The organism is Bacteroides sp. MSSM.1001136sp1_RTP21357st2_D2_RTP21359_211015 (assembly GCF_040913205.1).
GTDB classification, from domain to species: domain Bacteria; phylum Bacteroidota; class Bacteroidia; order Bacteroidales; family Bacteroidaceae; genus Bacteroides; species Bacteroides ovatus.
The window spans coordinates 72,812-92,583 of record NZ_JBDFVF010000014.1 but is presented as its reverse complement, the minus strand read 5'-3'; the positions used below and the strand labels follow the sequence as shown (position 1 = coordinate 92,583).

At 40.6% G+C, this 19,772-nt stretch carries 12 protein-coding genes and 1 pseudogene; 3 read left to right on the top strand and 10 right to left on the bottom strand.

Features of this window, described 5'->3' with window-relative positions; all coding sequences use genetic code 11:
• Positions 1 to 3: 3 nt before the first annotated feature.
• The 6 genes and pseudogenes from AB5217_RS10935 to AB5217_RS10910 all read right to left on the bottom strand — a co-directional run bounded on the left by AB5217_RS10935 (position 4) and on the right by AB5217_RS10910 (position 10,810).
• On the bottom strand, positions 4 to 1,575 hold the full coding sequence (locus AB5217_RS10935; protein WP_032843164.1) for a beta-N-acetylhexosaminidase: 1,572 nt from the start codon (positions 1,573 to 1,575) through the stop codon (positions 4 to 6).
• 91 nt (positions 1,576 to 1,666) lie between these two features.
• A complete protein-coding gene (locus AB5217_RS10930) occupies positions 1,667 to 3,229 on the bottom strand; it encodes a DUF4832 domain-containing protein (protein WP_229115809.1) in 1,563 nt (520 codons plus the stop codon).
• 46 nt (positions 3,230 to 3,275) lie between these two features.
• Positions 3,276 to 4,634, bottom strand: a complete 1,359-nt coding sequence (locus AB5217_RS10925) for a SusE domain-containing protein (RefSeq protein ID WP_050486486.1) — start codon at positions 4,632 to 4,634, stop codon at positions 3,276 to 3,278.
• A 48-nt stretch (positions 4,635 to 4,682) separates the two neighbouring features.
• Positions 4,683 to 6,227, bottom strand: coding sequence for a RagB/SusD family nutrient uptake outer membrane protein (locus AB5217_RS10920; RefSeq protein WP_032843159.1), 1,545 nt, complete (start codon positions 6,225 to 6,227; stop codon positions 4,683 to 4,685).
• A gap of 6 nt (positions 6,228 to 6,233) precedes the next feature.
• Positions 6,234 to 9,617: pseudogene (locus AB5217_RS10915) on the bottom strand (TonB-dependent receptor).
• 170 nt (positions 9,618 to 9,787) lie between these two features.
• On the bottom strand, positions 9,788 to 10,810 hold the full coding sequence (locus AB5217_RS10910) for a FecR domain-containing protein (RefSeq protein ID WP_032843153.1): 1,023 nt from the start codon (positions 10,808 to 10,810) through the stop codon (positions 9,788 to 9,790).
• A gap of 134 nt (positions 10,811 to 10,944) precedes the next feature.
• Here AB5217_RS10910 and AB5217_RS10905 point away from each other — a divergent pair, with 134 nt between their 5' ends.
• Positions 10,945 to 11,520 carry an RNA polymerase sigma-70 factor gene (locus tag AB5217_RS10905; RefSeq protein ID WP_032843150.1) on the top strand — a complete coding sequence of 192 codons (576 nt, stop codon included), beginning with the start codon at positions 10,945 to 10,947 and terminating at the stop codon, positions 11,518 to 11,520.
• A 315-nt stretch (positions 11,521 to 11,835) separates the two neighbouring features.
• On the opposite strand, the gene AB5217_RS10900 is transcribed toward AB5217_RS10905, so the two are convergent.
• From AB5217_RS10900 to AB5217_RS10890, 3 genes are all read right to left on the bottom strand, one after another.
• The gene (locus tag AB5217_RS10900) at positions 11,836 to 13,734 is read right to left on the bottom strand and encodes a sensor histidine kinase (protein ID WP_032843169.1); all 1,899 of its coding nucleotides are present in this window, start codon (positions 13,732 to 13,734) and stop codon (positions 11,836 to 11,838) included.
• A gap of 117 nt (positions 13,735 to 13,851) precedes the next feature.
• Positions 13,852 to 16,488 (bottom strand): valine--tRNA ligase, encoded by a 2,637-nt coding sequence (locus tag AB5217_RS10895; RefSeq protein WP_008650965.1) that lies wholly within the window; start codon positions 16,486 to 16,488, stop codon positions 13,852 to 13,854.
• A 66-nt stretch (positions 16,489 to 16,554) separates the two neighbouring features.
• A complete protein-coding gene (locus AB5217_RS10890) occupies positions 16,555 to 17,193 on the bottom strand; it encodes a hypothetical protein (protein WP_004309825.1) in 639 nt (212 codons plus the stop codon).
• Between the two features lie 140 nt (positions 17,194 to 17,333).
• Here AB5217_RS10890 and AB5217_RS10885 point away from each other — a divergent pair, with 140 nt between their 5' ends.
• A complete protein-coding gene (locus AB5217_RS10885; RefSeq protein WP_032854775.1) occupies positions 17,334 to 18,389 on the top strand; it encodes a DUF3810 domain-containing protein in 1,056 nt (351 codons plus the stop codon).
• 12 nt (positions 18,390 to 18,401) lie between these two features.
• The gene (gene mazG, locus AB5217_RS10880) at positions 18,402 to 19,190 is read left to right on the top strand and encodes a nucleoside triphosphate pyrophosphohydrolase (RefSeq protein ID WP_032843142.1); all 789 of its coding nucleotides are present in this window, start codon (positions 18,402 to 18,404) and stop codon (positions 19,188 to 19,190) included.
• Positions 19,191 to 19,295: 105 nt separating this feature from the next.
• Here mazG and AB5217_RS10875 read toward each other — a convergent pair whose 3' ends face one another.
• Complete coding sequence (locus AB5217_RS10875; RefSeq protein ID WP_004301847.1) at positions 19,296 to 19,763, bottom strand: hypothetical protein; 468 nt, start codon at positions 19,761 to 19,763, stop codon at positions 19,296 to 19,298.
• Positions 19,764 to 19,772 lie beyond the last annotated feature (9 nt).

Sequence of the window (19,772 nt, the reverse complement as noted above, 5' to 3'; positions counted from 1 at the left end):
TATTCAATCCTTGATTTGTATACCCAAACTTCTCCATCTCTCTTTCACACCAATCAAACGAGACAGAAAATGATCGTAATCACTCTTCCGGTTACTCCATGCCACTTCGGCCAAAGCAGCAATACGCGGATATAGTTGTTCATTCATACGTTCGACAGTCGGAATAAACTCTCCCCACATCTGTACACCGATACCTATTATATTTTTCTCATATTTTTGAGGAAGCCCTTTCGGTATAGGGTCAAACTCATACGCCTTATGCAACGGAATATCCTCATAACTATAATCCAGATAGGTATATGCATGAAATGAATTAACTAACCGATAACCGTTTTCTGCCGCTTTTCTCATTTCGTCCAATTCACCTTTCCAAAATTGTACAACCACATTGGAAGCAATCTTCTGACTAGGATCTGCAAAAGCAATATGATCATCCTTATGCAGATTTTTGCCCAATATCTCATTCCACCCCATCATACTGCATCCATGTTCTTGAATAAAACGCGACATAAAATTAGTAAATTCTATCTGAATATCCATAAACGAAGTAAATCCCTTCTCCTTTTTGTATGAAACCATCATGGGGTTAGCTTCCCATTGATTAAAACGGACTTCATCACCTCCGACATGAATAACATCACATTGAAATAAATCTAGCACCTCACTAACCACCTCTTTGAGGAAAGTCTGCACTTGCGGATCAATTACATTGTACACCGAATAAAGTTTCCCGAAACGAACCGGAACCTCGATTTTCTCATCTGACGACCCCAGCCAGGGATAAGAAGCAATAGCAGCTGAAGCATGCCCAGGCATTTCTATTTCCGGTACTACTTTAATGTGGCGTTCTTTGGCATAAGCCAAAATCCTTTTGATCTGTTCCTGTGTATAAAATCCTTCATGAGGTTCTCCGATATAGATTTCACTATTGAATCCACCAGACTGCGAATCTCTTCGTTTACTCCCAATCTTTGTCAATAACGGATATTTCTTGATTTCAATCCGCCAACCCTGATCGTCTGTCAAGTGCCAATGAAAAACATTCATTTTCAATTGCGCCATCACATCCAACAAACGACAGACCTCTTCCTCGCCTTTGAAAAAGCGAGCTTCGTCCAGCATAAAGGAACGCCAACTGAATCGTGGCATATCTTCTATACATTGAACGGCCAACCGCATAGGCCGCTCCCGAGTTCCGTCCATCAATTGAATCAGGGATTGCAAAGCGTAAAACAGGCCAGTTTCAGTATCTGCCTGCATTTTTATATATGATGATTTAATGGTTAGAATATATGCTTCCGACTGACTGTTTCGATGTGTATTTAACAGGATGCAATCTGCTTTTTCCTGTTGCCTAATTTGTAAAACTCGGATATCAAATCTTTTCTCCAACTCCGCCTTCATATACTGGAAAGTAGCAGTAGCCTGTTCTGCATAGACACGAAGTTCTTTAGGAAAAAGAAAAGTTCCTTCTTGATATTCCACATGATCAGGCAAGGGTAAAATGGGGGTAATTTTTGCTTGCCCATGTAATACAAGTGGAAGAAAACAAAGTAATAAAAGAATTTGTCTCATACTATTTTTATATCAGAGGGAAGCGTCAACCATAAGACTTCCCTCTTTCGATCAATTTATTATTTTAGCAATTTATCCGATCAAAAATCGATTAGAGAGAAACTTCACCGATCACATTTACAGCATACTTCCCCTCCTCATCATTCCAGGATGTCATCAAATCGGATAAAGCAAACTTCACAGCATACTTACTGTTATATTTCAAATCACTCGCAACTTCCGGCATCCAGATACCTACTTTATATTTGCCGGAAATACCTGTCACTTCAACAGTACCCTCAAGCGTATGCGTCAGCACTTTATAATCATTTCTCGCTACATCATATGGTTGCCAGTCTCTCGGATCAACCTCCAGTTTCTTCAGTTCCTTGACTTCATTACTATCTTCTGAAATCAAAACCAAATAAACTTCTTTCGGATTTATCACAGTGGCAAAACCTGTATTAGTCAAATCTATTTTATAAGCCAGACTACCGTTTTCAGCATTCAGTTCCACCTTTTTCACGTTAATACGATATCCCAAATGGTCACGTACAAAATCATAGAACGTACGAGCTACATTTTTACCATCTTCCACGAAATAGCTTTCATCGAAAAGAATTCTATTACGTGTCAATTCGCTTGGAGTAACAGAACTATTCTTCCATGAATGAACATTGATATTTTCATTCTGTGTGATATCAAACGCAGAATAATGATGATCGCGAAATATCTGCAATGTTCCGGTACGGCTAATCAGATCCGATAATCCCCACTCCGATTCTTCCGGATAAGGCATCTCTCCACTAATGTATATTTGATAAGCTTCATTCATCACTTGGTTATATTCTTCACTACCAGGAACAAAATCGTTTCCTGCTGCCAAAGCATGTTCACCCGCCGTAAAGAAATCATTGCAATATCCCAAACGAGTCGTACGATACGTTTCGTTATCCAAAGTCAAAGCATTCTTATGACTCGGATAGCGCATTTCAATATTATATGGTTCCGGTATGGCGGCAAGCAATTTGTTTACCACTCCATTTTTCACACGTTGGGCATTCGGTCCTAATAAGACACTTGTATTATGCCATTCTCCCCAACGTCCTAAGAATCCAGCCTGCATTGCGGCAATCAAACCTATATTCTTTTGTAGAACTGGCGCTAACTGTTCAATATGTCTATATATCCACTCTTCCTCCTCTTCTTCATCTTTCCAGTTACTGTTATACTGATTCTCTCCCCACCAGTTATAGGCAAAACGCAAGATAGTTTTATATCCTTTATCCTTTAATCCGTCAAATACTTTTTGGACATTTTCCAGACCTTGTTCATCAATATCCTTTCTGGCATATCCTGTCAGATAAATATATTGTTGTACAATTTTAGTACTTCCATCTTTCGAACTATACGTTATTTCCCGATCATCAACGAAACCTTTCGGGTATTCTTCACTAGAATTAAAAGGATTCACTAAATTATGTGCAAAATAACGACATTCCAAATGATACCCTCTATCCGGGTTCGCTAAAGGTTCAATAGAACTTACTGCCCATTCGGCATCAGAGTTACCATTGCCGGAACCTTTCATACTATCATAATCACCGGCAGGAATTACGGTTGTATCAGTGCAAGCACACATCATAAAAGATACTGCTGTAATAAAAGATATCATATTTTTATTCATTAAGTTCATCATGTTACTTCTTTACATTTTGTTTCTATTTTCCAATATAAATAAAGCGTGCAGGAGCACCTCCCCATGCATTCACATTATATATTTCTTTGGTTCTCATACCATAATCACTGAATAAGACTACCTGTTCAGCCAGATCACGAGTCAACAAATAACAATTATTATCTGCTTGATTATAATTGATAACCTTTTCATTCGCTCCCACATATTGAACATAACCACCGGGCACCAACCCAATTCCCCATGCATTAGCATTATCAGGTACAGACTCGCTCCAGTTCCAATATGTCCGATGCTTCAACACGTCAGCACTACCTGTTTGCAGAGACTCGTTGAGTAACAACTTATAATCTTCGAAAGTCGGCATTTTCCATCCGTCAGACACTATTTTATCTACTATTTTTATAGAATAGTATTTGCCATACGCTTTTTGAAGTCCTTCAGAAATGTCAGAAGGAGCATTCCAATAATCGCCGTTAGCCAGAGAAATGTCAGTTCCATCAGGGTATTTAGTCGTACGCAGGTTTTCTGCCAGCCAAACAACTTCTTCACCAGTAGAATATTTCACTTTAGCAACACGATAAGTAATCTTTTCATCTCCACGAATATCCGTAAAGATCAACATACCTGTAAATTTCAACACATGAGAAGTACGTGAAATGAAAGTACCATCAGACTTCCTGACTGCATTCCAGTAAATAGTATTCTGTCCAAATAAAGAAATAGGCAATTGAGTGATAAGATCCTGTAACTGCTGCTGTGTCAACGAACATTCTCCTGTATTTCCGGCATCTACCTTTACAATATCACTTTTCATTCCACTATCCATACCGAAACACAGTTGATACTCTGTGTCGATATTTTCCCCTTCTACCTGCCAGGAGAACAATATCGTTTCCTCCGGAGTATCTGCATTCAAAATTGCCGTAGCCTGATCCGCAGGAGTAATCAATTGCGTCTGGATGCGTTGAACTGTAAACGAATGAATTTCTGTTGCAGCGACACTCAATTTATCGGTCGGCTTTACAGTCCAATAAATAGTACCCGTTTTTCCACCCCCAACTCCTAAAGCTGAAAAATGTACATCCGCATCCAGTACACTCATTACATATTCATTGGCTTCACCCGCATGAATCAATACGGTATCACCCAATAAATAAGGAGATGAACTAAAAACCAGCGAGTTTCCTCCCTCACATACTTTATCCCATGAAAATGTAAAAGATGTAACGGACTCGTCGTTTAAATTCAAAGTCGCCCCTTCAACCGGAAATCCAAGTCTTACCCCTGCCTCCGGAATATTTAATTCATACTTATCTTTCTGACAGGCGGCACTCAAGACCAACACAGACAGAAAAAGTATGATTGTTTTAAATTGTCTCATATTCTATATCTTCAATTTAGTTTGTTAAATATCCTAATAACTCCTCAATCAATAACCGGGATTCTGCTTAATCACTCCCTGTCCTTCCGTAATAAGTGCAAGAGGTAAAGGATATAGTTCATATTTATATTTACCCTCTGCCATTGTAGCAACTTTTTCTGTCGATTGCCCAGCAAACCGATTCTTCTCTATTGCTTTCTCAATAAATTTACCGTGACGGATCAAATCCTGACGCCGCACTCCTTCGAAATAAAATTCATGTCCGCGTTCTTCCAACATCTTTTCCAAAAACACATTGGTATCAGAAACCTCCGACATACGGTAAGCCGTCAAACCGCCATGTTTTACCCGTATCTCGTTCAAATAGTTTAAAGAGGTTTGGCTGACAGTATTATTTTTACGTACCAATGCCTCTGCATATAACGTGATAACATCTGCATAACGATAGATAACCAGATCTGTTTGATTGTTTTCACCCTTCACACCGTCCAAACTGTATTTCATTGGAACAGCCCCTAAATACAGATTTTCTCCCATAGACCCGTTCATCCGGTCATTCTCATAACTATGTACTTTGCCATCATCACTGGTATATTCGCCATAGATTCTTTCCAAACGTTTGTCTTTCGGATCATAAGATTGATAAAAAGGCCATGCCATTTTGAAACCGTTCCATTTTGAAACACCGGACGCTGTTGGAAAGTCTCCCGGAAGTACATGGGCAAACCAGTTATTTTCCATAGAACCGTCAATCGCCTGTGCAGCAAAAATCACTTCTGTATTCTGTTCTGTTGTCAAACTAAATAAATCATAGTAATTATCAACCAATGCGTAGCCGTACTCTTTATTCGTGGTCAATTCCTCACCGATCTTCACTGCTCCATCCCAATCACCTATACGCATATAATATTTAAGCAACAACGTATTCGCCAGCCCTTTCGTGAAACGTCCATATTCAGACGATTGATAAGAATAAGGAAGAACCTTGGCGGCTTCAGTCAAATTGGTCACAATAAACTCACGCATTTCTTCTTCCGTAGCTCTCGGCAATTTTTTATCTGCTGTCGGATTCTTCAATATTTCCAGATCCGGCAATGGGATAGTTCCATAAAGGTCATAAAGTAAAAAGGCCAAGAAACCTATCCCACATTCCAATTCCGCTGTATACCGGCCTTTCAATGCTTGGTCCATATCGACATCCTTAATGCGATCCTTCGTCAATATCATAGAAGAAAGTCTATTGGCAAACTGATAGACCGCCCTGCCCATTGTACCGGCATCACCATCTATATACCAATAACCCGCTTCATAAGAATTATATTTTTGCAACCAACCTTCCCAAGAACATTCCATTTGGTCAGTGACAATATCCGAAGACGTGACGTATCCCGTAGCAACAGCAAATATACCATTATATTGATCGGAACAGAAAACATTATAAGCACTGGCCGTCACAAGAGCATCAACATCTTCTGCCGACTGTGGGAATATGTCAGGATTAATCTCATCGTATATTTCATTCTCCAACGCACAACCATGCAAAGACAGCAATGCACCGCAAATAAACAAAAGTTTATAAAATATATTTCTCATAATGACTTAAAACTTAATGTTAATACCTAAACTGTAAGAAGTTATATTTGGATAAGCATAGGTTCCGTTATCCGTTTCCGGATCCAACCCTGTCCAGTTAGTTATTATGAACGGATTGTTTATATCTGCATAAATACGGCAACTTTGCAGGAATTTCTTCTTCAATGGTAATGTATATCCCAAAGTTATATTTCCACAACGGATATAATAACTGTTTTTCACATAAAAGTCACCATAACCATAAGCACTATACAAGAAAGAGGGATCGGTAGCCGTAATATTCTGACTGCTAAATGAATTATATACATACGTAGAAACATTCGCTCCTTGAGCAGCCTGTGTCCAGTCTTCCAGATAAGACGCGCCACGTTTACGCCCGGTTTCCCCATAGAAATAAATGGTAAAATCCAGATTCTTATATCGCAACGAATTATTAAAGCCGAAGGTTAATTTGGGATCACCATTATCCATGTATATTTTGTCATTATCATTAATAACGCCATCCTTGTTCTGATCTTTAATTTTGACTTGTCCCGGAAGAAGGTCTGCCTATGCAGCCGGAGCCTTCTCACCTACTTGAAGAATACCTTCAGATTCATACGCCCACCATGCCCGGATAGGATCATCTTTCTTTTCGTATGAATTAGGTTTCCAGTCAACCGGACGTTTATCCCAACGATCATTATAATGAGCTAACGTTAACGTCGAATTCCATGTAAAATTTCGGGTTGATATATTGGTGGTATTCAAGGTTACTTCGACACCTTGGCTTTTCGTAGCACCTGCATTAGCTGCAATCTTATTCACCTCATTATAGGAGAGCAACTTTTTTTCGGATACCAACAAATCAGTAATACGGCGATTGAAATATTCGGCAGTCAGCCGGACACGGTCATTGAAGAATCCTAAGTCAACTCCAGCATTGAATTCACTGGTCGTTTCCCATGTCAATAACGGATTTCCCAATTTTGAAGCATATACCCCCTTTTTCTCCGTCCCTCCTATAACATAACTATATCCTACACTATAGGCATCTTTTACTCGGTTACCGACACTAGAGTTACCTGTTTGTCCATAAGAGACACGCCATTTCAAATTAGACAACCATGAACGTGTTTTCTCCATAAACTTTTCTTCACTCATCACCCATCCTAACGCAACAGAAGGGAAAAATCCCCAGCGATTGTCCGGTTCAAAATTTGAAGCCCCATCAGCACGCACTGTTGCTTCAAACAAATAGCGGTTGGCATACATATAATTCAAACGGGCAAAATAAGAACCTAAACTGTTTTTAGAAGCCCAAGAGCCAACGGAAGGCTTTGCAGCTCCTCCCGCACCGAGATTATGATATGAGAAACCGTCAATCAGAAATTCCGTATTTCCGGCAGAAACGCCTTCTGTCGTAAATTTTTGGAAAGAATATCCGCCCAGTACCTTTAAATTATGTTCCTTAAATGTTTTTGAATAACTAGCCGTTAATTCCATCAAGTAATCTTGAGCATCTTCCTGACTAATATAACCTGAACCCAGATTACGTTCTCCTTCCAATGTCGTTTTCGGCAAATAATTGGAACGCTTCTGAAACCTACGATCAGCCCCTAAATTTAACTTTAGTTCTAATCCAGAAACTGGTTTAACTGTAATAAATGCAGATCCCATGATACGGTCCTTGGTCGTTTTATCTGTAATCTCAAGCAAAGAAACTGGATTGGGAGTTGTAGCACGGCGGGGATCGATGTAATAATCCCCATTTTCATCATAAATAGGTAAAGCTGGATTTGCACGGATAGCAGCAGTCAAGATACCGGAATTTTCATTCTCGCCATCTCCTAAAGGAACGTTATCATATTTATTCTGTGAGTAGCTGGAAGTTATTCCTACAGATACATACTTACTTAGTTCATAGTCAAAGTTCAATCGCATGGAGAAACGGCTTGTTCCATTGTTTTTCACAACTCCATCCTGATCCATATAATTGATAGAAGCCATATAACGCATAGATTCCGATCCTCCGTTAATAGAAAGGTTATGTTGCTGCATGTATCCCAAACGAGTCACTTCTTTCAACCAATCCGTTCCGTTCACATATTTCAGTTGGTCATTCGTATAACCGGGAGTATAACCAGTCGGTGTCTCACTGGATTTTACATATCCCTCATAAATTCCCAATCCATACTGAACCAAATATTTTTCGTATGTTTGTTTGTTATACATATCCATAAACTGTGCAGCATCCAGCATATCATAATTGGCACGAATATTCTGTACAGAACCGGAAGCCGAATAAGAGACAGCCGGCTTACCAGTTTTACCTCTCTTGGTAGTAATCAAAATCACACCATGCCCTGCACGTGCTCCATAAATAGCGGTAGAAGCAGCATCTTTCAAGACCGAAATAGATTCTATATCATCCGGATTTAATGATTCTAATACATTATCCATCGTACCGGCTTTATAGATATTACCGGACTCTAGTGAGCTTCCGGAGCTAACCGGAAATCCATCAATAACAAACAATGGTTCATTTCCTGCTCCCGTTGAAGCTTCACCACGAATACGAAATTTGGAACCTCCTCCCGGTTGGGCTGACTGTAAATTAACTTTCAAGCCAGCTGCTTTACCAGCTAAAGCATGAGAAACAGTCGTTACAGTAGTAGCTTCAATATCTTTCATATCCATCATAGAAACAGCACCAGTCAGTGTCTTCTTTGTCTGTGTGCCATAGCCTACCACTACTACCTCATCCAAGACCTTTGTGTCTTCCTTAAGTACAATTAATAATTTCTTACCCGGAACAACCTTTATTGCCTGTGTTTGAAAACCGATGTATGAAACCTCCAGTTCCACACTTTCAGCACTAATCTTCAATGTAAATTTTCCATCCAGATCGGTGATAGTACCATTTCCCTTTACTCCTTTTTCCAACACGCTGGCACCAATGACAGGTTCATTAGCAGGGTCAGTCACAATTCCATTGACCACAATCACTTTCTCCTGCTGCGGCGACTCTGCTTCAACAGATAGTATAATCTTCTTGTCCAGTACCGAATATTTCACATTAGTACCGGAAAAGATTTCTTTCAACACACTAAAAATGTTGCTTTTATCAGCAGAAACTGATACGCGACGATTCAAATCGACATGCTTATTATTGAAGAAGAAATCAAAATCAGACTGCTCTTCAATTTCTTTTAGAATGTCCTCCACCCGCTGATTACGTACATCAATACTGATTAAAGCCTTTTGAGCGTAACTATCGGCTGCATAAGTTAGTCCGATAGAACATACTAAGAACAAAATCAATAGTCTCATAAATAATGGGATTTTTTTTGAGGTTAGCCAAAGCGACTTTACCACCCACAAAAATTGGATGCTAAAATAATTTTGCATAAATTTGTAATGACTTAAAGTTAATAAAAAGTTTATCTAAGCTTGTCGCCAAACAAGCATCAAAAAGATTTACCAATTTTCATACGGGAAGATACGCCAATATCGTCCCGTATGTTTTTTATTCAAGGAGGTCTGCCTTTCATTGTAATTTTGCTTTTAAGGTTATTCAATCAATATATTTCTATTCTACTCTTTTCATCTTTAATATCCGGCGAATCAAGATAACGCCAACGGATTTGAGAAGAAAGCTGGAAATATTCCAAAATACGCTCAAGGCGTTGATTAGTAAACGTGCCAGTAAATGAGTCTCCTTTCAAACGGTCGTTTTTAATAATGAATTCCACATTATACCGCTTCTCCAACATTCGCAATCCCTCTTCGAGAGGAGTATTTCTAAATATAATCTTTCCCTCTTTCCAAGCTATTTCCGACTCACCGGAGGTGGCATAAAGCTGCACTTTACTGTCTCTTGTATCATAGACCAGCTTCTGTCCGGGATCCATCAGCACCTTTTTCGAGCCATTGTCAGATGAATAAATAAAACCTATCTTTCCTTCAACCAATGTTGCTGCAATCCGGTCTTCTTTTTCATAAGCCTCTACATTAAAATGAGTTCCCAGTACTTCGATCTGTGATTGGTGGGAAGTAGAAACTATGAACTTCTTTTCCGGGTTCTTGGCTACTTCAAAATAAGCCTCTCCCTGCAATGTTACATTTCTCGTGTCGCTATCGAAGCGTGAGGGATAACTCAAGGTCGATTCGGAATTCAGGAAAACCAATGTGCCATCGGGCAATGTCAGAGAAGTCATCATTCCGGGATTTGTTTTCACTTCCATCATTTGTGCCAATTCCTGTTCGCTTCCTCCCCAATGTTGTACCATCAGAGTAACGAGAAGCGGGATGAACAAAACTGCTGCCGCACGTTGTGTCCATTCCCACCACATCGTTTTCCTTTGTCTGTTACCCGACATTCTACTTTTCACCTTTGTCAATGCTTTCTCTGTGTCGGCTTTCGTCATGATATGAACAGTATCTGTGGCAAGATAGAGAGTATGTATCTGTTTGGCTATCCGTCGGTTTTCTTCCGATTCATCCATCCACGCCTCAACTTGCAGACGCTCTTCTTCTGTTGCCAGTCCCTCACAATAACGGGGAAGCAGTTCTTCTATTCTATTATAATCAGTTTTATCCATATTCTTATTTTATTGCCTTTTACTATAAGACAAGGGAGACTTGTGGGTTTCCTAAACCAAATCTCATTTTTTTTCATAAAATCTTTGTTTTCTTATAAAAAAGCTATATTTGCAGTGAAATATCAAACTAATACATGAAAGAAATTCACCTGTTAGAAAACAATTATTTACTATCTGCCATACAACAGGGAGACCAAAAGGCATTCGACGCACTGTTTCGGAGGTATTATCCGACACTGTGTGCTTATGGTCATCGTTTTGTAGATCTGGAAGATGCGGAAGAAATTGTGCAGGACTCTCTTTTATGGATTTGGGAAAACAGAGAAAATCTGATTATCGAAACTTCACTTAGTTCATACCTCTTTAAAATGATATACCGCAAAGCTCTGAACAAGCTTGCACATATTGATGCCACCCAACGTGCCGACACTCGATTTTATGAAGAGATGCAGGAGATGCTGCAAGATACGGATCTTTATCAAGTTGAAGAGTTGACACAACGCATCAAGGATGCCATCGCCACATTGCCGGAAAGTTATCGGGAAGCTTTTGTGATGCATAGGTTCCGGGATATGAGTTATAAAGAAATAGCGGAAATTCTGGGAATATCTCCCAAAACAGTAGATTACCGTATTCAACAAGCATTAAAGCAACTACGCGTAGATTTAAAGGATTATCTGCCATTATTACTACCGATTCTATTTCCTTAAAACAAACCAACCATCTATTTTCTTATCTATTACTATCTGTCTATTAAAGTACTAATAGATAACTTCCGTTGTATTAGAGGTAAACTTGCATTCCCCTACTGCCAAACTTCTTTTTGGCTACGAGAAAACTATAATTGCAAGCTTCATTTATACAACTGCAAGTTCCGGTTATATAAATGCAACTTGCAATTATACAATCAGAACTTGCGTTTATAGTTTCTTCTTGGTCAAAGACAACTTATCCAATAAGGGAAAGGAAGTTTGCAATAAGAGTATAGCAACTTATCTACTGATAGATTGGAAAGAAGTAAAGCATTAATTCTGCCGATAAGGTAAGGTAAACCAGAAAGTAGATCCTTTGTTCTCTTTCGACTCCACTCCTATTTTCCCTCCCAAGCGGTCTACAATCGTATGGCAGATAGAAAGTCCCAGTCCGGTACCTTGCACAAAGGAATTGTACTTCACAAACCGTTCGAAGACATGAATACACTGTTCAGAAGACATTCCACAGCCTGTATCCGACACATAAAAATAAATCGTTTCAGGATCAAGCAAACGATATCCCATACGGATAGTACCCACCTCTGTAAATTTGATGGCGTTAACTGCAAAATTGGCAAGCAGCTGAATCAAACGGTTCTTATCCGTATACAATGTACATTGGGACAGTCTCTCCGCAAATGTGAAAGTCACATTATTGTGCCGAAGACGTAGCTGCATACTTTGCTCGATTTCTTCAAGCGTCTGGTTCACATCAATCAAGGCAGGATAGAAATCGAATGTACCGGCTTCAATCTTCGACAAATCCAGAATATCATTAATCAACTGGAGCAACAAATCCGTATTTGTTCCAATGAGTTCTACATATTCGGACATTTCTTCACGGTTTTCTACATGAGGAAGCATATTGGAGAATCCTACAATGGCATTCAAGGGGGTACGTATCTCATGACTCATATTAGCCAGAAAGGCGGATTTCAATTGATTGGCCTGTTCCGCTTTTTCCATTGCTTCATGCAGGCGACTATATGCTTTCCGAAGAATGCTGATATAATATATGATAGCAACAATCAAAATCAACAAAAAGAATGAACAGGAAAGTATTTGAATGTAATACTGTTGAAAAAAAGTCTTGGGCTCATTGACATAAACCGCATCGTCTGGATAGCGGGAAGAAGGTATATTGTAGGATTTCAACACTTGATAGCAGAGATTGGCACTTCCTTCTCCTCCCGCCCCACCGGGAATATCACGTGCCTGTTCTCCATCCAAGACACGACCAAGTATTTCCAGCAAAGATTTACAGAACGATTCCGTCGAAACGTAATATCCTCCTGCAAAAGTATTATTCGACAAGTCTTCGGGAGAAAGTAAAAACAATGGAGATGGAGTAAAATTGACAATCACTTCCTGAATATGATCAAAAAGATAGTTATTATCATTTTTGTTATGCGACTCAAACCAAGAATAATAAATGATTCCCGTATTCGGTTTATAACAACGTAAAGTATCCAACAACATTTCTGTAGATAATTGAGTGGTGGAAAGTAAATCCAGATTCAAGTCCGGGAAGTTCTCTTCTACAGCTTCCTTTACATCTCCGCGAGTTTCTTCACTGATATACCTATCGTCGGAGATAAACGCCAGACGTTCCATATCAGGTATCAGTTTATAAATTAAATCGATTGTCTCCTTTACATAATAATATTGCTTCAAGATAGTTATATTATATCCCCGCCTCCATTCATCGCCGGAAACTGTATTGGCTTCCGTCAACGGGGCATGAGATAATAAGACCTCAAGAGAAGCAGGTAAATGGTCGCGGGCATTTGTCACGATTACCGGAACTTCTTTCCATACATCATCAAATAATTCGCGGCAAACAATCCATCCCGGATCTCCAATCATCACGATAGCAGTGGGAGGCTCCGGATACTTCTGACGCAAATGGGTGACTACGGCATTCGCCTCCATCTCATTCACCAGAGCAGGTACGGAAAGCGATTCCGCCTTCACAGAAACTCCTTGTTTCTGAAGAGCATCATGAAGACACCAATAAAAGTTTTTAGCCCAAGGCAGATTGAAATTAATCGAGTTTAAAACCAGTACTTCTTTATTTGTATTTTCGGTTCGGGCTGACGCAGGTGATAAGAATCCTTCAATAAAAAGGAATAATCCAAGGAGGAATGGAATGATCCGTAACGATTGTTTCATTTGTGGTATTCTATAAATAGCGGAAGCAAAGATAGTATTAATTTCTTTAGTGCAAAAAAAAGGCATCCCAAAACGAATTGAGATGCCCTTTATTATATAAAATTAAGTATCAAAGGATTATGATTTCTTCAAAGCCGCAATACTTTCTTTCAAAGAATTAATGATGCTCTCTGCATCGGCTTGCTTCTTACGTTCCAGTTCAAGAACGGCAGCCGGAGCATTATTGACGAATTTCTCGTTGCTAAGTTTCTTCATCACTCCCTGCAAGAATCCTTCTTTATGCTTCAATTCGGCTTCCATACGGGCGATTTCGGCTTCCACGTCAATCATATTACCCAATGGCACGGCAAATTCGGTCGTTCCTATCATGAAAGAAGAAGCACCTTCTGATTTGCTTTCTACCACTGTTACGGAAGACAGGTTACACATCTTGATAATCACCGGATTCAATTTCTCTACCGGATGAGTGCCTACAACCTGCAATTCGAGTTCTTCTTTCAGAGCAATGTTTTTCTGCAAACGGATGCTACGGACATTACTGATGATTTCCTTAGCTACTTCAAACTCTGCCAGGAATTGTTCATTTGCTCCGACCGGTTCAAACAGTTGAGTAACCATCAAACTTTCACCCGGTTCACGCTCACGCAGTTGTTGCCACAATTCTTCTGTGATAAATGGCATAAAAGGATGCAGCAATTCAAGCAGACGCTCGAAAGAGCTAAGAACCATACTATAAATAAAGCCATTAACAGGCTGTCCATAAGCAGGTTTCACGATTTCCAACAGCCAAGAAGAGAATTCATCCCAGAACAGTTTGTAAACCAGCATCAACGCTTCGCTCAAACGATATTTGGAGAAGAGATCGGCCACTTCAACAGCTGCCGCATCCAGTCTTTGGTCAAACCACTGAACTGCCAGATGTGCATCGGTAGGGATCTCAATAGTACCTTTGGCATTTGTCCAGCCCTTAATCAGACGGAAAGCATTCCATATCTTGTTGCAGAAGTTACGTCCCTGTTCGCAAAGTGCGTCATCGAAAAGAATATCGTTTCCGGCAGGAGCAGAAAGCATCATACCCATACGTACTCCATCGGCTCCGTATTTCTCGATCAACTCCAACGGGTCGGGAGAATTACCGAGTGACTTGGACATTTTACGTCCCAGTTTATCACGAACGATCCCTGTGAAGTAAACGTTCTTAAACGGCATCTGTCCTTCGTACTCGTAGCCTGCCATAATCATACGGGCTACCCAGAAGAAGATAATATCCGGTCCTGTCACAAGGTCGCTGGTCGGATAGTAATAGTTGATTTCTTCGTTACCCGGATTGTTGATTCCGTCGAACAAAGAGATAGGCCACAACCAGGAAGAGAACCAGGTATCCAGACAATCTTCGTCCTGACGGAGATCTTCGATTGTCAAGGCGGCATTGCCGGTTTTCTCCTTCGCTTTTGCCAATGCTTCTTCTGCTGTAGCAGCTACCACATAACCGCCCTCCGGAAGGAAATAAGCAGGAATGCGATGTCCCCACCACAACTGACGGCTGATACACCAGTCTTTGATGTTCTCCATCCAGTGACGGTAGGTATTCTTGTATTTTGCAGGATAGAACTTCAGTTCATCGTTCATTACCGGAGGCAATGCCATGTCTGCAAAATGCTGCATCTTGAGGAACCATTGCATAGATAGTTTCGGTTCGATCACTACGTTGGTACGTTCCGAGTAACCTACCTTATTTGTATAGGCTTCTGTCTTGTCCAGCAGTCCGGCAGCTTCGAGGTCTTTCTCTATCTGTATACGAACATCGAAACGATCCATGCCGATATACATACCGGCAGCTTCGCTCAATGTACCGTTATCGTTGAAGATATCAATGCTAGGCAGGTTGTACTTTTCACCCAGCATATAGTCGTTTACGTCATGAGCAGGAGTCACTTTCAGGCAACCTGTACCAAATTCGATGTCTACATAATCATCTTCAATCACAGGGATGGCGCGGTTTACCAGCGGAACGATCACTTTCTTACCTTTCAGCCATTCGTTTTTCGGGTCGTTCGGGTTGATACACATCGCTGTGTCACCCATGATTGTTTCAGGGCGGGTAGTTGCCACTACGGCATAGCGTCCTTCCGGATCACCTTCTACTTTATAGCGGAGGTAATATAGTTTTCCGTGCTCTTCTTTGTAGATCACTTCCTCGTCAGAAAGAGCGGTCAATGCCTTCGGGTCCCAGTTTACCATACGGACACCACGGTAGATCAATCCTTTATTGAACAGGTCTACGAAAACTTTCAGTACACTTTCACTGCGTTTCTCGTCCATAGTGAAAGCAGTACGATCCCAGTCGCAGGATGCACCGAGTTTACGAAGTTGTTTCAGGATGATACCTCCGTGTTCGTCTGTCCAATCCCAAGCATGTTTCAGGAATTCGTCACGAGTCAGGTCGGTTTTCTTGATGCCTTGAGCAGCAAGTTTGTTTACTACTTTAGCTTCAGTAGCAATAGAAGCATGGTCAGTTCCCGGTACCCAGCAGGCATTCTTGCCTTCCATACGGGCACGACGAACTAAAATATCCTGAATGGTATTATTAAGCATGTGTCCCATGTGCAACACACCGGTGACGTTCGGGGGCGGAATGACGATGGTGTAAGGTTCACGGCCATCGGGTTTCGAACTGAATAAATGATGGTCCAGCCAATACTGGTACCATTTTCCCTCCACGTCAGCGGGATTGTACTTACTTGCTAATTCCATATTGTTTTATGTATATATGATAATGTATATTCTAAAAATAACGGGTGCAAAATTAATAATTTAAATTCAAATCTTACCACCCTCGGGGTGTTTCTGTGCACGGAAAGAGAATTTATACCCCTCATAAAGAGCGAATCCGTAGAATAAAGCAGTCATTGACATCACATTTTCCAGCATAATAGAGAATATTTCTCCATAGTCCACACTTACCAGAACGTCGAAATAGGACATATCATAATCCTGGGAAATATACCCGATAATGGAAAAGAAATCACCCAGGACACAACTAATCAGGGATAATGCCGCACCGATAATTCCGAAAATGGGACGTATTCCTTTCCCTTTCCGCATGGCAAAGCCAACCATAAATCCGATAGCAATGGGCATAAATCCAATCTGACGACCCGTAGAAACAGATATCAGTCCCCATGCCACCGCACCCACAATACAGGCAGCGACTGCGTACAGTACTCCTTTGGAAAGATTCTCTTCGGCAAGCATTTCTTCTTCTGTCATAGATACCGGGAAGTCTTCCGGCTTGGGAGGGGCTAATCTTTCCAGCTCTTCATCTTTCTCAAAACTTTCACATTCTTCTTCAAAAGCAGGAAGTTCTCTGGTGCGCTTACAAACAAGACCTTTACCATTCACGAAATCACGTGATACGCAATTCCGGCAATACTTTTCAATTTCTTCTGATGTAGCCATCTTTTATCCGGTTTATGTTGAATGACTTTCCCTATTATACAAGTTATAAAGCCATTGTTAACAGATTTTTTGCAAATATAGAGGTATTTTTTCGCGCGACGTCTATTTAATGCATATTTTTGTTGACTGATATTAAACAAATGATGAAAAAGAAGCCAAATGTAAGATATTTAGCCTTAGGAGCAATCTTAATCCTAGTGTGGCTAACGCAATGGATTCCTGCTCTGGCAACAATCTATTCGCAAACAATCTATCCTTTTATCTCTTACGTTTTGTCGTTTTTTTCCAATTTATTTCCTTTTGCGATAGGAGACTTATTTATCTTCCTTAGTATCGCGGGTGTGATTATTTATCCTATTTATGCCCGTCTCCGCAAAAAGTTGTCTTGGAAGAAAATTTTATTGCGTGACGGCGAATATCTGTTGTGGATTTATGTATGGTTCTATCTGGCTTGGGGACTGAATTATTCTCAAAAGAACTTTTACCAACGAACCGAAATCCCATATACAGCCTACACTCCCGAAAATTTTCAGGAGTTCGTTGACGACTATATCACCCAATTAAATCGTTCGTACACCCCTGTAAATAGTATCAACCAGGATTTGATACAGGAAGAAACCGTACGAATCTATAATCAGTTAAGTGATAGCTTGGGCGTGCACCGACCTCCACACGATCATCCGAGAGTAAAGACCATGTTGTTTACTCCGTTCATTTCCATGGTAGGAGTAACCGGTAGCATGGGGCCTTTCTTCTGCGAATTCACCCTTAACGGAGATTTGCTTCCCGCTAACTACCCCGCCACTTATGCTCATGAACTAGCCCACTTGTTAGGTATCACCAGCGAAGCGGAAGCCAATTTCTATGCCTATCAGGTTTGTACCCGTTCACAGGCAATGGGTATCCGTTTCTCCGGATATTTCTCTGTACTGGGGCATGTACTGGGGAATGCAAAAAGATTACTTTCAGAAGAAGAATATGCAAAACTCTTTCAACGCATCCGACCGGAAATTATTGAATTAGCCAAGAATAATCAAGCCTATTGGGCTGCCAAGTATAGCCCGGTAGTGGGAGCCGTACAGGATTGGATATACGATCTTTACCTGAAAGGAAACAAGATAGAAAGTGGCCGCCAGAACTACTCGGAAGTAGTAGGGTTATTGATTTCTTACCAGGAATGGAAAAAAATGAATTAAATAGATAGATTTATGTCACATACCAGACAAGAACAGATGGAAGCCTTTGGACGCTTCCTGGACATTCTCGACGAACTGCGTGTTAAATGTCCCTGGGACCGTAAACAGACGAATGAAAGTCTGCGTCCCAACACCATAGAAGAGACTTACGAACTTTGCGATGCCCTGATGAGGGATGACAAGAAAGAAATCTGCAAAGAATTGGGAGACGTATTATTGCACGTCGCTTTCTATGCCAAGATAGGCTCGGAAACAGGAGATTTTGACATCAAAGATGTTTGCGACAAGTTGTGCGATAAGCTGATTTTCCGCCATCCGCATGTGTTTGGAGAGGTGAAAGCAGAGACAGCCGGACAAGTTTCCGAGAATTGGGAACAGTTGAAACTCAAAGAGAAAGATGGAAACAAAAGTGTATTAAGCGGTGTGCCCGCTGCCCTGCCCTCGCTTATCAAGGCTTACCGTATTCAGGACAAAGCTCGCAATGTAGGCTTCGACTGGGAAGAACGGGAACAGGTTTGGGATAAAGTGAAAGAAGAAATAGGTGAATTTCAGGAGGAAGTGGCCAACATGGATAGAGAGAAAGCGGAAGCTGAATTCGGCGACGTGATGTTCAGCCTAATCAATGCGGCACGCCTTTATAAAATCAATCCCGATAATGCACTAGAACTTACCAACCAGAAGTTTATCCGCCGTTTCAATTATCTGGAAGAGCACACCATCAAGGAAGGAAAAAGTCTGAAAGATATGTCTCTCGAAGAGATGGATGCCATTTGGAATGAAGCAAAGAAAAAAGGACTGTAACTTCCTTACCGGCATAAAAAAACAGAGGCTCTATTCCCACCGGACAGAGCCTCCATTTTACTCAAACAGAGCGTCTGTTCATACGAATCGGACGCTCTGTTTTCTTTATTTCTTCTTTGAATCGTCTCCCTTGTCTTTGCTACGATTCATACCTTTTATCATTTCGCGGTGAAAACGCATCTCTGCACGTTGCACGAGAAAAATCTTCTTGCTTGAAAGAATCTTTTTAAACTTACCCAAATAAGTTTTATCAAGCTGGTCGGCAGCAATACGGTTGTTGGCTACTTTCTCGTTGATTTCTGCATATTGAGCTTCCGTTGTTTTATCATCCTTGCCTTTGCGCATCAAATCCCATGACTCATCATTCAGTTTCTTCTTTTTATCCTGGAGTTCAAAATAAACGGGAAAGAACTTGGCTGCTTCTTCTTTATTCAATCCAGCCTGTTCGATAATGAAAGCTTTTTGTTTTGCCCTGAACTCCTCCCGTGATAAATGCTGATCACATCCATCAGCAGCCCAAAGAACAGGCATAAAGCCACATAACAAAACGACCAATGCGATAAGTTTTCTCATTTTCTGTAT

Coding starts and splice junctions, on each gene's coding strand:
- AB5217_RS10925 (WP_050486486.1), bottom strand. CDS start 4,634: ATGAGACAATTTAAAACAATCATACTTTTTCTGTCTGTGTTGGTCTTG.
- AB5217_RS10875 (WP_004301847.1), bottom strand. CDS start 19,763: ATGAGAAAACTTATCGCATTGGTCGTTTTGTTATGTGGCTTTATGCCT.
- AB5217_RS10890 (WP_004309825.1), bottom strand. CDS start 17,193: ATGGCTACATCAGAAGAAATTGAAAAGTATTGCCGGAATTGCGTATCA.
- AB5217_RS10910 (WP_032843153.1), bottom strand. CDS start 10,810: ATGGATAAAACTGATTATAATAGAATAGAAGAACTGCTTCCCCGTTAT.
- AB5217_RS10885 (WP_032854775.1), top strand. CDS start 17,334: ATGATGAAAAAGAAGCCAAATGTAAGATATTTAGCCTTAGGAGCAATC.
- AB5217_RS10935 (WP_032843164.1), bottom strand. CDS start 1,575: ATGAGACAAATTCTTTTATTACTTTGTTTTCTTCCACTTGTATTACAT.
- AB5217_RS10930 (WP_229115809.1), bottom strand. CDS start 3,229: ATGATATCTTTTATTACAGCAGTATCTTTTATGATGTGTGCTTGCACT.
- AB5217_RS10900 (WP_032843169.1), bottom strand. CDS start 13,734: ATGAAACAATCGTTACGGATCATTCCATTCCTCCTTGGATTATTCCTT.
- AB5217_RS10895 (WP_008650965.1), bottom strand. CDS start 16,488: ATGGAATTAGCAAGTAAGTACAATCCCGCTGACGTGGAGGGAAAATGG.
- AB5217_RS10920 (WP_032843159.1), bottom strand. CDS start 6,227: ATGAGAAATATATTTTATAAACTTTTGTTTATTTGCGGTGCATTGCTG.
- AB5217_RS10905 (WP_032843150.1), top strand. CDS start 10,945: ATGAAAGAAATTCACCTGTTAGAAAACAATTATTTACTATCTGCCATA.
- mazG (WP_032843142.1), top strand. CDS start 18,402: ATGTCACATACCAGACAAGAACAGATGGAAGCCTTTGGACGCTTCCTG.